The sequence below is a fragment of the Hyalangium minutum genome, assembly GCF_000737315.1.
In the GTDB taxonomy this organism is placed as follows: Bacteria; Myxococcota; Myxococcia; order Myxococcales; family Myxococcaceae; genus Hyalangium; species Hyalangium minutum.
Genome location: NZ_JMCB01000004.1, coordinates 209,693 through 221,788, shown reverse-complemented (window position 1 = coordinate 221,788; position 12,096 = coordinate 209,693). Strand labels below are relative to the sequence as shown.

Sequence of the window (12,096 nt, the reverse complement as noted above, 5' to 3'; positions counted from 1 at the left end):
ACCGGGTTCCTGAACTCAGGGCGAGCGGGTGATGGAAATGTCGCCTACATCGAGCACCTGCCCCTCCTCCAACTTCACGGGCTGGCGCGCGGGCGTCCGGCCCTGCCCCGCCATGACCATGAGCGTGTACGCCCCGGGCATCAGCCGCTCCAGGCTGAAGCGGCCATCGGCGCCCGTCCGGCTGTCAGAGCTCCCGGCCCCAGAGCCCTCGACGAAGATCCAGGCATCGGCCAGCGGCTCCTTCGTGTTCCCATCCATCACCCGGCCCCTGACACCGGCTGCGGACTTCAAGGCCACCTCCACCTCGGACACCGCCCCCGGGCGCGTGGACGTCAGCGCCTCGCCCGTCGCGCCATCTTCCGTCCTCACTCGCACCTTCACCTCCTCAGCGGGCACGTCGCCGAGCTCGAAGCGGTTGCCGGGAAACTCCCAGGGGCCGCGGTTTCCCAGGAAGGAACCAGGTCCATCTTTCTCGAGGGTCAGGGTGAAGCCCTGGACAGGAGCCCCGCCGCTGGCACGCACGACCTGGCCTCGCAACGCGCCTGGGGGCTGGAGCCGCACCACCACGGACTGCTCTCCGGGCTTTACACCTGGGACTTCGCCCGTGCGCCCACCGTTGCGCGCCTTCAAGCGCACCCGCGCCGAGGACGTCACCGGGTCCCCCGAGTCGAAGGAGAAGGAGAAACGCCCCGCTGCATCCGTCGACTCCATCCGGTATCGAGACCGTGGACCCTCGACGGAGAGCGTCACGAAGGCGCTCACGGAGGGCGTCCCATCCGGCTCCAGAACGATGCCCCGGATGCCGCCCTCGGTGGGCTTCTCCTCTGGAGGCGTCCAGGTCAGCTCCGTCTGCACCGTCTTCCCCGCCTCCACCTGCACCCGCTTCGGGAGCAAGTGTGGAAGGCGTTTGCCAGAGACCAACCACACCTCATAGGGGCCGGGCGGGAGCACCAGGCGGAAGTGGCCCGTCGCATCGGTCTCGGCCTGGGTGACATCCATTTCAGAGCGCGACAGGGTGGCCTTGACCGCGTTCACGCTCAGGGGCTCGGGGGGCAGAGCTCCCTGCGCCGCGCGAACCACGCCCTCCACCGTCCCTGTCGCGTCCAGGGTGAGGTCCACCTTCGTGGTGCTCCCCTCCTTCACCTCCGCCTGCTGAACGGAGCCCATCGGCGCTCCCTCCCAGCGAGCGCTCAAGAAGAGTTCCCCAGCGGCCACCCCCTCGAGACGGTAGTGACCCTCCGCGTCCGTGCGGCTCTCGGCCGGAGCCTCGCCCAGCAGTCCGCCCCAGCGGCTGCCTCCCAACACCCGCGCGCCCGGCACGGGCTGGCCCGCCCTGTCCCGCACGGAGCCTTCCACCGCGCCGGTGCCCGTGAGCTTGAGCTCCAGGGAGAAGCGCTCGCCCGAGGCCACCGTCAGCCCGCTTCGCGAGACGGTGGAGAACCCAGGAGCGCTCGCCACCACGTCGTAGCTGCCCGGCGCCAGGCCTCCCACGGAGAAGCGCCCCGAGCCATCCGTCACCGCTCGGCCCGAGTCGCCGCTCTTGCGGTAGGGGCTCACGTCCACCCGCGCGCCTTCGATCGGTGTGCCCGCAGTGTTCGCCACCACGCGCCCTTCCAGGACGGCGCTCTGCCCCAGTTGGATGCGCAAATCACGCACCGTCTTTCCGGCGCCGATGATGATCGAGTTGGGCAGGGAGCCGGCCTCGGAGCCCCGGCGCGCGGATACGGTATGGTCCCCGGGCTCGACCTCCACCGAGAAGCCTCCGCCCTCGCCCGTGGTGGCGACTTCGGGCACGCGTCCGCCCACCTGCACCTCCGCTCCCGCAGCCGGGTGCCCCTGTGCGTCCACCACGAACCCTTCGATGACTCCGGCCTTTCGCAGCTCGACCGTGAGCGGCCCCACGGAGGGAACCTTCACGGGCCGCAGCTCCGTCCGGGCATACCCCACCGCCCGGGCCTCCAGCGTGTAGTTCCCAGGCGCGAGTCCCTCTACACGAAAGTCTCCGCGCGCGTTGCTCGAGGCGTACGCCCGCTCCTCCGCGGGGGCCGCCGCGTCCTGCCACCGTTCCAGCTTGCGCCCATGCGCCGTGAGGACGAGTTCCACCAGCGGTAACGGATCTGGCGTGTCGGCCTCCACCGTGTGGCCCGTGAGCGTCTGTCCCGGCTCCAGCGAGAGCCTCATGAGCGTGCGCGCCTCTCCATAGGGGCGCACCACGTCGCGCAGCACCGGCCCATAGCCCTGTGCACGCACCGCGACTTGATAGCCGCCGGGCCGGGAAGCCAGCCGCGCCCGCCCCTGCGCATCCGTGACGCCCGTGCTCGCCAGCCGCCACGACACCTCATTGAGGTTCGGGTCGCGAGGCCCCCGCCAGTACAACCGCACGGTGGCGCCGGGCACCGGCCGCTCGCCCGCGACCACCTCCACCTCCAGCACCCCGTCCGCTTCCGAGGGGGGCTGCGACAGCCCCGGCGTGCTGCCCGGATCCGCGGAGCCGCGGGCCCCCAGATCCTCGGGAGCCTCCGGCTGAAGCGCGGTGCCCGGCCGCTCCGTCCGAGCCTCGACCCGTTCCGACCCTTCCTCCACGTCCGGGGCATTCTCCGGGTCGGGCGCGCGCAACACGAAGAAGAGCGCGAGCCCCACTCCTAGCAAGACTGCTGCGCCGATGATGCTTTTGCGCATGACTCCGAGGATCCTCGGTCAGACGGTGAGGAGCGCGACCTTACTCCCTCACAGGGCGCTTTGACGCAGTGAACAACAGGGGAGCAGCCAACCCCCAGGCTCACGGCGAGATCGCCACGTATTGCTGAATGTCTCCGCGCTGCACGCGCAGCAGGACGTTGGCGCCCGCCCCACCCTTCTCCAGGGTGGCACGCACGGCGGCCACGTCCTTCACGCGGCGGCGATTCACCTCGGTGAGCAAGTCTCCCGGGGTCAAGCCCGCCTGCGCGGCCGGGCTGCGCGGAACCACGCCCGTGACGAGGACCCCCACGTAGGGCTCGTAGCCCATCTGAGGCGCCACATCCGGCGAGAGATCCCTCAGCACCAGGCCCAGATCCTCCATGTTGCCGGGGCTGGCCATGGCCTGAAGTGTCTCTGGAGCCGGGCGGGCGGCCAGCTTCACCGTGACTTCCTTCGACTCGGTGCCGCGCATCAGCGTCAGCTTCGCCTCGGTGCCGGGCGCCAGCAGCGCCACCTTGCGCAGCAACTGCAGGTACGAGCCGATAGACCGGCCGTTGACGGCCACCACGCGATCGCCCGGGAGGATGCCCGCGTTGGCGGCCGGGCTCCTGCGGTACACGGCCTTCACCACCAGCGAGCGCCCATCGCTCGTGGCACGCGCGTCGTCGATGTCCACCCCGAGCCATCCGCGCTCGAGCCGGCCGTTCTCGCGCAAGTTGGGCAGCAGGTCCTTCACCATGTTGATGGGCACCGCGAAGCCGATGCCCTGGCCCTGGCTCATGATGGCGGTGTTTACGCCCACCACCTCGCCGCGCATGTTGAAGAGCGGGCCACCCGAGTTGCCCGGGTTGATCAGCGCGTCCGTCTGGATGAAGTCATCGAAGACGCCCACCCCCAGCACGCGCTCCTTGGCGGAGATCATCCCGTGCGACACCGAGTGATCCAGCCCGAACGGGTTGCCGATCGCCACCACCCAGTCGCCCACCTCGAGCTTGTCCGAGTCGCCCAGGTACACCGCGGGCAGATCCTCGCGGGCCGCGGTCTCCAGGCTCAGCAGCGCCACGTCCGTGGACGCATCGCGCCCCACCACCTTGGCGGGGAACTCGCGGCCGTCCGCCACGCGCACGACGATCTGCTCCGCCTGGGACACCACGTGGTTGTTCGTCACCACCAGCCCATCCGGCGTGAGCACGAAGCCCGAGCCCGTCGATCGCTTGGCGACCCCTTGTCGATCCCGGGCATTCACGGTGGTGATGTTGACGACCCCGGCCTCCACCGCGCGGATCAGCGGCGCCAGCGAGGTAGGCGGGACGAAGTTCTGGATACCGGGATCCGAGGCCGCGCGCTCACGCCACAGGCCCAGCGGGCCACTGGAGGCATTGCCCCGCTCCCCCGAGGAGGAGAGCCAGGCGGACTGCTCCTGGGCACGGGCCTTGAGCCAGGCATCCACGCCCGGATCCGCGCTCGCGGCCGTGGCGAGCACCACCAGGAGCGGGATCAGGCTGCGTGAGAAGGAAGAAGAGACCATCAGTCGGGCCATGGCGACGGAGGCAACAACCACCCCCCTCGCCTATTTCCCGCTGGGCGAACGGTCAAGCCTGAGCTGGGGGCACGTACTTGGCCACTTTCACTCTGGCTGGACGGATGATGCGGTCCTTGAACCGGTAGCCCGCCCGGATCTCGGCCACCACCTTCTGATCCTCGTCCGGATGGGGGGTGATCTCCATGTCCGCCGCCTCGGCGGTGTTGGGATCGAACGGCTGCCCCACCACCTGGATGCGCTCGATGCCCATGCCCTGCACCTTGGACAGCAGGCCATCGCGGATCATCTTCACGCCCTGCCCCAGCGGGGAGTTGGCCTCCTGGCCGCTCATGGAGACGCAGCGGTCCAGCTCGTCGATGGCCTCCAGGAGCGTCACGGCCACGTTGCCGCGCTCCACGTCCATCATCCGCTCGCGCTCGCGCGTGAGCCGCTGCTTGAACTCCTCGCGGTCCTTGTTGACCGCCTGGTAGGCCCGGGCCAGCTCGTCCACGCGGCGGCGGGTCGACTCCAGCTCGGCCTCGAGCCGCTGACGCTCCGCATCCTGCGCGGGGCGGGACTCCTGCTGAGCCTCTGCCTGCTCGGACGCGGAGCCCTCCGCAGGCTGCTGGGCAGCCGCCTGCTCCGCGCCATTCTGATCCTGGGTGCCGCTCTCGGTACGGGGATTGCCGTCCATGTCAAACCTGCGTCGTCCAATTGACGCGAGCTTGCGCGCCGTGGTGGGTGTCGCTCATTACCTACATCCCTGAACAACCCGAACGTAACCGCCTCCTCGGATCTGTCAACGCGGGATGTGCGACTAATGCTCTTGGGGCGCGGGCTCTTCGAGCGAAAAGCCGTGGTCCACCTGGCCGGTCACCTCGTCGATGATCTCGACCTGGGCGGCGCGCAGCGAGTAGTACAGCAGCCACCGCTCCGCAGCCGTGAGCGTCCCCGCAGGCAGGGCCGTCTCAATCTCCTGCACTGTCAGCCGCCCCTCGCGCAGACCCTTCGCGAAGAGGGCCTTCCGAGCCATGTAGCTCTTCCCGATCCTGTTCTCCACGGCCGCCGCCTCCTTTCGCTTCAACTTAATTCTGATTTTGGACGCTGCAGGCAGCCGAACGGTGCACGGCTGCCTGCTGCCCTGACGCTCAGCTGTCCTTGAGGGGAGAAGCGTGCTGAGTAGGAGGATTCCCTTCCTGCGCCCCAGCGGGATGGGCGGAGACCACCTGGCGAGCCTCCGGGTGAATCAAGCCGCGTTCGGCGATGACCTTGGGCCCGAGCAGCGTCGCCATGGCGTCCTCCTCCACCACCTCGGTGGCGAGCAGGCGCGCGGCGAGGGCGTGCACCTTGTCGCGGTTCTGGGCGAGCACCTGGCGGGCGCGCTCGAGCGCCTCGGTGACGAGCTTGCGGACCTCCTCGTCCACCATGCGCGCCGTCTGCTCCGAGTACGAGCGCGTCTCTGGCATGCCCGCCGACCGCAGGAAGGCCGAGCCGTGCTCCGCGCCGAGCGCCACGGGCCCCAGCGAGCTCATGCCGTAGTCGCGCACCATGAGCCGGGCGATCTCCGTGGCCTGCTTCAGGTCATTGGAGGCGCCGGTGGAGATCTCCCCGATGAAGAGCTCCTCGGCGGCGCGGCCGCCCATCATCCCGGCCATCTTGTCGCGCAGTTCCTCCAGCGACATGAGGTAGCGGTCCTCGAGCGGCAGCGACATGGTGTAGCCCAGGGCCGCCAGGCCGCGGGGAATGATGGACACCTTCGTCACGCGCTCGGCGTGGGGCAGCATCCAGCCCACCACCGCGTGGCCGGCCTCGTGGTGCGCGACGATCTCCTTCTCACGCTCGTTCATGCGGCGGTTCTTCTTCTCCAGGCCCGCCACCACGCGCTCGATGGCCTCCTCGAAGTCCGCGCGCATCACCGCGTCCCGGTTGCGCCGGGCGGCCAGCAGCGCCGCCTCATTCACCACGTTGGCCAGGTCCGCGCCCGCGAAGCCCGGCGTGCGAGCGGCGATGCCCTTCAGGTCCACGTCCGGCCCCAGCTTCACGTTGCGCGAGTGGATCTCCAGCACGCGCTCGCGGCCCCGCTTGTCCGGGCGGTCCACCAGCACCTGCCGGTCGAAGCGGCCCGGGCGCAGCAGCGCGCTGTCGAGGATCTCCGGGCGGTTGGTGGCCGCCAGGATGATCAGCCCCGTGCGGCCGTCGAAGCCGTCCATCTCCGCCAGCAACTGGTTGAGTGTCTGCTCGCGCTCGTCATGGCCGCCGGCGACGCCCGCGTTGCGGCTCTTGCCGATGGCGTCCAGCTCGTCGATGAAGATGATGCACGGCGCCTTCGCGTTGGCCTGGGCGAACAAGTCGCGGACACGCGCGGCGCCCACGCCGACGAACATCTCCACGAACTCGGAGCCGGAGAGGCTGAAGAAGGGCACGCCCGCCTCGCCCGCCACCGCGCGGGCCAGCAGCGTCTTACCGGTGCCCGGCGGGCCGACCAGCAGCACACCCTTGGGGATGCGCCCACCCAGACGGCGGAACTTCTCCGGCGTCTTGAGGAACTCGACGATCTCGCGCAGCTCGTCCACGGCCTCGTCCACGCCGGCCACGTCCTTGAAGCCCACGCCCGTGTCGACCTCGGCCTGCACCTTCGCGCGCGTCTTGCCGAAGCTCATCACGCTCTGCGGCCCCTGGCCGATGCCCCCAGTCACCCGGCGCATCATGAAGCTCCAGAACAGCAGCACGAGCCCCATGGGGATCAGCCAGATCCACAGCACCTCGGAGAAGCCGGACTGCGGCACGGCCTCGTACTGGATGCCCTTGGACTCCAGCAACTCCACGAGCTTGTCATCGCCCGGAACCTTGTAGGCCATCCAGGGCAGCGCGTTGAGTTCGCCGCGCAGCGCCCGCTCCTGCCCGGGCTGCGCCGGAGGCGGTGCGGAGGTGTCCTTGAGGAAACCCTTCACCCACTCCGGGGAGATCTGCACGCGGGAGAACTGCCCCTGCGCCACCGCATCGCGGAACTGGCTGTAGCTGACCCGGCGGACGCCTGCATCCTGGAAGACGTTCCGGAATAGCAAGAAGCCCAAGACGAGCAGAAGGATGTAGCCCAGTGGTGAGCCGAACTTGAAGCCCTTGCCCGGCGTCGTTGGCTTCTCTGGTTTCTTGGCCTTGGGCCCCAAGCCACCAGAAGGTGTTGGATCCTGCTGCTTCATCGTCGGCACGCTCCGCCCCTCCCCACAGGCCTCGCTCACATGTGGCGAGGCGTCACACCTGCCGGGCAAAGATGGTCACCCCCGCCAACCCGTCAACCCGACGTGCCTCTCGCGTTGTCATCATGCCAACGACAGGTCATTGGCAGTCCGTCCGATACAACGGTTGACCCGCGAACTCCGACCCGAGCAGGTAGCCGCGCCCCCCCGGAGTGAAAGTGATGGCCTCGGCCTGCGCCTGGCTTGCGGCAGGTACCTCGGCCACCTCTCCCGCAATCAGCTCCTGGAGGCGTTGGGCCTTGGGGCCTCGCACCTCCCAGGCCCGGGTATACGTCCTCAACAGCAACCGCTCGCCTGAAGGGTGCAGGTCCGCGCCTGTCGTCAACCGGTCAACATCTTGCGGTGCGCGCAGCGTGCCCAGCTTCACCGCCTTGCCCGTGGCGCTGGGGCCAAGCCCCTCCAGCGAGTAGACGTCCCCCAGCGACTCCGGTGTCTTGGTGATGACAGCGAGGTGGCCCGATCTGGCGTCGATCACGAGGGCCTCCACGTTGTGGGGACCGTCTGGGTAGGTGAACGCCAGCGTCTCGACCGGGAGGGTGGCGTCCGCGAGCTGCTCTGGCTCTGGCAGCCGGAAGAGGCGCACCTCCTTGCGGCGCTGGAAGTTGTCTCCTGTGTCCGCCAGGTAGAGGCACGGGGGGGCCTCGGCCCGGGGCTCGCACGGCCCCACGGCGATGTCCTCGAGGTCCGTGGGCTTGGCCCCCGTCAGGGTCATCGTGGCGCGAATCTTTCCGCTGTCCTCCAAGGCATACACGCGGAAGGCGTCGTCCGAGTCATTGTGGGCCCAGAAGATCCCCTCGTGCCGCGTGCTGGCGGCCAGGCCGGACAGCTCCCCCAGCTCGGCGGGCACGGTGCCCGTCTGCCGAGGCGCTCCATAGAGGGTGCAGCCGGGGACTCCCGTGGCGGGGGAATAGAGGCGGAGGCCCGCGTCCCGCGCGCCGTCCTGCTGGGCCGACACCGGCTTGGAGCGCGAGCAAGCACAGATGCAGGCCACGCCCGCGATCAGCACCGCGGCGAGGCGTCCCACGTCACGATTCCAGATCGAGCAGCTTCGCCAGCGTCTTCGCGTCTGCGTCGGGGAACTGGTACTGCGACATCTGCTCCAGCGTCACCCAGCGGTGATCGTGCACGCGCAGGTGCTGGATCTCGGCCTTCGCGTGGGCCAGGCGGCAGCGGAAGACGCGGAAGTCGATGTCATATTTCGGGTACTCGTGATGCGTGTGCATCGCCTGATCGAGCACGGTGACGTCGACACCCATCTCCTCGCGGATCTCCCGCGCGAGCGCCTGGGCATCGGTCTCCCCCTCTTCCACCCTGCCGCCGGGAAACTCCCACAGCAGGGGCAGCGACGCCTTGGGAGGGCGCTGGGTGATCAGGTAGCACCCTTCGTCGTTCTGGAGCATCGCGCCTACGACGCGGATCTGACGGCGACCCATACGTTCTCCTGTCTCCTCGGGAGGGAGAGGGGCGGCCTAGCACAGCCAGCCGTCCGGCGCTACCGGCCATCAAAGCTGGCCATGGCACTCCAGGAGGTCCAGCCTGGCCTCAGGTTCCTCCTCTCTACCGAGGCCGGGACTCCCGCTTGCGACGCCCCTCGGTGGAGGCCCCCCGCCGTCCGCTGGAGGGGGCGGCTGCCCGGTGGGCCGCAGTGGCCTTGGGAGCCGTCACCGCCCGGGAGGAAGACCGCGCCTTGGCCCGCTTGCTCAGGGCCGCCACCTCGTGCTCCGCCTCCTTGCGTCCATAGAGCTGGCCGATGCGCCACAGGTGCAGGCGCAGCTCCCGGCCGAACTCCTCGCACGAGGGGAAGCGATCCGTCCGGTTGGGCGCCAGGGCCCGCCGGAGGATGGGCCTCAGACCCGCGGACAGCGTGCGTGTCGCCTCGGCGATATCCCGCGTGCTCATCGCTCGGACCTGCTCGATGAAGGACCAGGTGAGCTTGCGGATCTGCCCCTTGAGATCCACCACGAGCGCGACGGCGGCCTTGTCGCTCTTGCCCAGCGAGGTGGCCTCGTCCACGCGGCGCCGCAGCTCGCGCAGTTCCTGGGTGAGCCGATCCGTGCCCTCGATGAGCGGCCGGCCCGTGAGCAGGTGCAGGAGCACGGCGGCCAAGGAGAATTGATCGGCGCGCCCGTCCAGCTGCGCCTTGCGCGTCACCTCGGGCGAGGCATACGCGAGGTTGTTGGGCAGCGCATCGTCCTCCGTGGGGTAGCGCGAGGGATCCGAGGACCAGACGGCTCCGAAGTCGGTGAGCTTCACCTGCCCCTGGTTGCCCAGGATGATGGTGTCCAGCGACACGTTGCGGTGGACCAGGCGCATCCACCGCCCCTGCTCGTTGGTGAGCAGGTGAGCGTGGTGAAGCGCGTCGGCGACCTCGGCCCCCACGTAACAGGCGAACGCCTCGGAGAGCGGCTTGCCCACCTGGGTGGACAGCGCGAGCAGGGCGTCCAGGCGGTGCCCCTCCACATACTCCAGCACGAGGTAAGGATCGCCCTCGGTACCCTCCAGGTCGTGCATGGTCGCGATGCTGGGGTGCCGCAACCGGGCGTTGATGGCCACCTCCTCCATGAGCCGGCGGTAGTCCTCCTCGCGGCAGTCGCGGCTCAGCCGCTTGAGGACGACGTAGTCCCCCATGTTCGAGTCGAAGTGCCGCCGTGCCAGCAGCAGCTCTCCGTGCCAGGTGTGCTCCAGGGGCCGGACGAGCTCATAGGTGGTGCGACCGGACTGCAGCAGCACGGGACCGGCCAGGGGGGAATGGACCGAGGAAGTGCTCGGCATGGAAGGGGCTCCTCGTTTCATATAGCGGACAACCCAAAGGGTAAATTTACAGCGACTCTACGTCGAGAGTAGCCCCCGAATGAAAGAGGGCCGTCGAAAGACTCATTGCGTCGTATGGACTAGGCTGGAAGGCCCCCAGGGAGTTCCCCCATGAGTCAGAGAGAACGGGCCATCGCCCTCGGAGCCGCCATCCGCGAGGCCCGGGAGAAGGCAGGCCTGTCGCAGGAAGAGGTCGCCCGCCGGGTCGACCTGCCCCCCATGAGCTACGGGAGCATCGAGCGCGGGCGGCTGCTGCCGAGCGTCTCCACGCTGACGCGGCTGTGTGTGATGCTGAAGATCGACCCGGACAATCTTCCCGACCTGCAGGACGTGCGCGACTAGACTGGAGGGATGGCCTCCATCCATTTCCTCGGTGCCGCGGGTACCGTCACCGGCTCGAAGTTCCTGCTGGAGCACGAGGGGCAGCGCGTGCTCGTCGACTGCGGGCTATTCCAGGGCAAGAAGGAGCTGCGGCAGCGCAACTGGGAGCCCCTCCCCGTCCCGGCCTCGAGCCTGGATGCGATCGTCCTGACGCACGCGCATATCGACCACACGGGCGGGCTGCCGCGGGTGGTGCGCGAGGGCTACAACGGCTCGGTGTACTGCACCTCGGGGACGCGGGACTTGTCGGCGCTGCTGCTGCCGGACTCGGCGCACCTCCAAGAGGAAGAGGCGCGCTACGCCAACAAGGAGCACTACTCCCGGCACCAGCCGGCACTGCCGCTCTACGGGGTACAGGATGCCGAGCGAGCGGTGAGGCTGATGGAGACGTTCGGTTACGAGCGGCCCAAGCAGATCCTCCCGGGCATCACCCTCACCTTTTATAGGGCGGGCCACATCCTGGGCTCGGCGGTGTGCGCCTTCGACTTGAAGAGCACGGGCCAACGCGTGGTGTTCAGTGGAGATCTCGGCCGCTACAACGCGCCCATCCTGAGGGATCCGGAGAGCGTGAGCGGGGCCACCACGCTGGTGGTGGAGAGCACCTACGGTGACCGGGAGCACGGCGAGACGCGCCCCGAGGAGGCGCTGTGCAACGCGGTGAAGCGGGCCTACGACCGCCGGGGCATGGTGATCATCCCCGCCTTCGCGGTGGGGAGGACGCAGGAGCTGCTCTACCACCTGCGCAACCTGGAGGAGGCGAGCCGGATTCCGGAGATGGATGTGTTCGTGGACTCGCCCATGGCGTGCGACGCCACCCCGATCTACCTGGCGCACCCGGAGGAGCATGACCTGGGCATGAGCTCGCTGGTGGAGCGCGGGAAGACGCCACTGGCCACGCGGCGCACGCGGTTCGTCACCTCGCCGAACGACAGCAAGCGGCTCAACATGCACGAGGGGCCGGGGATCATCATCTCCGCGTCGGGGATGGCCACGGGCGGCCGGGTGCTGCACCACATGAAGCACCGGCTGCCGGACGCGCGAAACACCGTGCTCTTCGTGGGCTACCAGTCCGAGGGCACGCGCGGGCGGCGCCTGCTGGATGGGGAGAAGCAGATCAAGATCCACGGGGAGATGATCCCGGTGGAGGCGGACATCCGCGTGGTGAGCGGGTTCTCCGCGCACGCGGACTGGACCGAGACGCTGCGCTGGATGGAGGGCTTCGAGTCACCGCCCCGGCAGACGCTGCTGGTGCACGGTGAGCCCTCGGCGCTCCAGGCGCTGAAGAACCGCGTGGAGTCCCAGGGCTGGAAGGCCGCAGTGCCCCGGTACCTGGAGCGGGTGGAGCTCGCGTCGTAGGCGTCTCTCCTGCCTGCCCATCGAGCACGCAAGGGGCTCATTGCCGCGCGCCCGGACGGACACGAACCTCCAGGAGAGACCCTGGCCAGG

General features: G+C 69.1%; 10 protein-coding genes. 2 read left to right on the top strand and 8 right to left on the bottom strand.

What is annotated here, in order from left to right; translation table 11 throughout:
- Positions 1-15: 15 nt before the first annotated feature.
- The 8 genes from DB31_RS12415 to DB31_RS12380 all read right to left on the bottom strand — a co-directional run bounded on the left by DB31_RS12415 (position 16) and on the right by DB31_RS12380 (position 10,230).
- The gene (locus DB31_RS12415) at positions 16-2,679 is read right to left on the bottom strand and encodes a carboxypeptidase regulatory-like domain-containing protein (protein WP_044186700.1); all 2,664 of its coding nucleotides are present in this window, start codon (positions 2,677-2,679) and stop codon (positions 16-18) included.
- Positions 2,680-2,779: 100 nt separating this feature from the next.
- On the bottom strand, positions 2,780-4,219 hold the full coding sequence (locus DB31_RS12410) for a trypsin-like peptidase domain-containing protein (RefSeq protein ID WP_083968181.1): 1,440 nt from the start codon (positions 4,217-4,219) through the stop codon (positions 2,780-2,782).
- 52 nt (positions 4,220-4,271) lie between these two features.
- Positions 4,272-4,895: a nucleotide exchange factor GrpE gene (locus tag DB31_RS12405; protein ID WP_044186698.1), complete on the bottom strand. Its 624-nt coding sequence runs from the start codon at positions 4,893-4,895 to the stop codon at positions 4,272-4,274.
- Positions 4,896-5,018: 123 nt separating this feature from the next.
- Positions 5,019-5,261 carry a hypothetical protein gene (locus DB31_RS12400; RefSeq protein ID WP_044187229.1) on the bottom strand — a complete coding sequence of 81 codons (243 nt, stop codon included), beginning with the start codon at positions 5,259-5,261 and terminating at the stop codon, positions 5,019-5,021.
- 88 nt (positions 5,262-5,349) lie between these two features.
- Positions 5,350-7,401, bottom strand: a complete 2,052-nt coding sequence (gene ftsH / locus DB31_RS12395) for an ATP-dependent zinc metalloprotease FtsH (protein ID WP_205628506.1) — start codon at positions 7,399-7,401, stop codon at positions 5,350-5,352.
- A gap of 136 nt (positions 7,402-7,537) precedes the next feature.
- On the bottom strand, positions 7,538-8,482 hold the full coding sequence (locus tag DB31_RS12390; protein ID WP_044186697.1) for a hypothetical protein: 945 nt from the start codon (positions 8,480-8,482) through the stop codon (positions 7,538-7,540).
- Between the two features lies 1 nt (position 8,483).
- Positions 8,484-8,891: a (deoxy)nucleoside triphosphate pyrophosphohydrolase gene (locus DB31_RS12385; RefSeq protein WP_044186695.1), complete on the bottom strand. Its 408-nt coding sequence runs from the start codon at positions 8,889-8,891 to the stop codon at positions 8,484-8,486.
- Positions 8,892-9,015: 124 nt separating this feature from the next.
- Positions 9,016-10,230, bottom strand: a complete 1,215-nt coding sequence (locus DB31_RS12380; RefSeq protein ID WP_083968179.1) for a serine/threonine protein kinase — start codon at positions 10,228-10,230, stop codon at positions 9,016-9,018.
- A gap of 150 nt (positions 10,231-10,380) precedes the next feature.
- On the opposite strand from DB31_RS12380, the gene DB31_RS12375 reads away from it, so the two are divergent.
- Both DB31_RS12375 and DB31_RS12370 read left to right on the top strand, forming a co-directional pair.
- Entirely contained in the window at positions 10,381-10,611 is a 231-nt protein-coding gene (locus tag DB31_RS12375) for a helix-turn-helix transcriptional regulator (RefSeq protein WP_044186694.1), read from the top strand.
- 9 nt (positions 10,612-10,620) lie between these two features.
- Complete coding sequence (locus tag DB31_RS12370; protein WP_044186692.1) at positions 10,621-12,006, top strand: MBL fold metallo-hydrolase RNA specificity domain-containing protein; 1,386 nt, start codon at positions 10,621-10,623, stop codon at positions 12,004-12,006.
- Positions 12,007-12,096: the final 90 nt, after the last annotated feature.

What these genes read in the sequence shown, in the direction of transcription:
- DB31_RS12410 (WP_083968181.1), bottom strand. Translation starts at nt 4,219, where the DNA reads ATGGCCCGACTGATGGTCTCTTCTTCCTTCTCACGCAGCCTGATCCCG.
- DB31_RS12380 (WP_083968179.1), bottom strand. Translation starts at nt 10,230, where the DNA reads ATGCCGAGCACTTCCTCGGTCCATTCCCCCCTGGCCGGTCCCGTGCTG.
- DB31_RS12415 (WP_044186700.1), bottom strand. Translation starts at nt 2,679, where the DNA reads ATGCGCAAAAGCATCATCGGCGCAGCAGTCTTGCTAGGAGTGGGGCTC.
- DB31_RS12405 (WP_044186698.1), bottom strand. Translation starts at nt 4,895, where the DNA reads ATGGACGGCAATCCCCGTACCGAGAGCGGCACCCAGGATCAGAATGGC.
- DB31_RS12370 (WP_044186692.1), top strand. Translation starts at nt 10,621, where the DNA reads ATGGCCTCCATCCATTTCCTCGGTGCCGCGGGTACCGTCACCGGCTCG.
- DB31_RS12385 (WP_044186695.1), bottom strand. Translation starts at nt 8,891, where the DNA reads ATGGGTCGCCGTCAGATCCGCGTCGTAGGCGCGATGCTCCAGAACGAC.
- DB31_RS12375 (WP_044186694.1), top strand. Translation starts at nt 10,381, where the DNA reads ATGAGTCAGAGAGAACGGGCCATCGCCCTCGGAGCCGCCATCCGCGAG.
- ftsH (WP_205628506.1), bottom strand. Translation starts at nt 7,401, where the DNA reads ATGAAGCAGCAGGATCCAACACCTTCTGGTGGCTTGGGGCCCAAGGCC.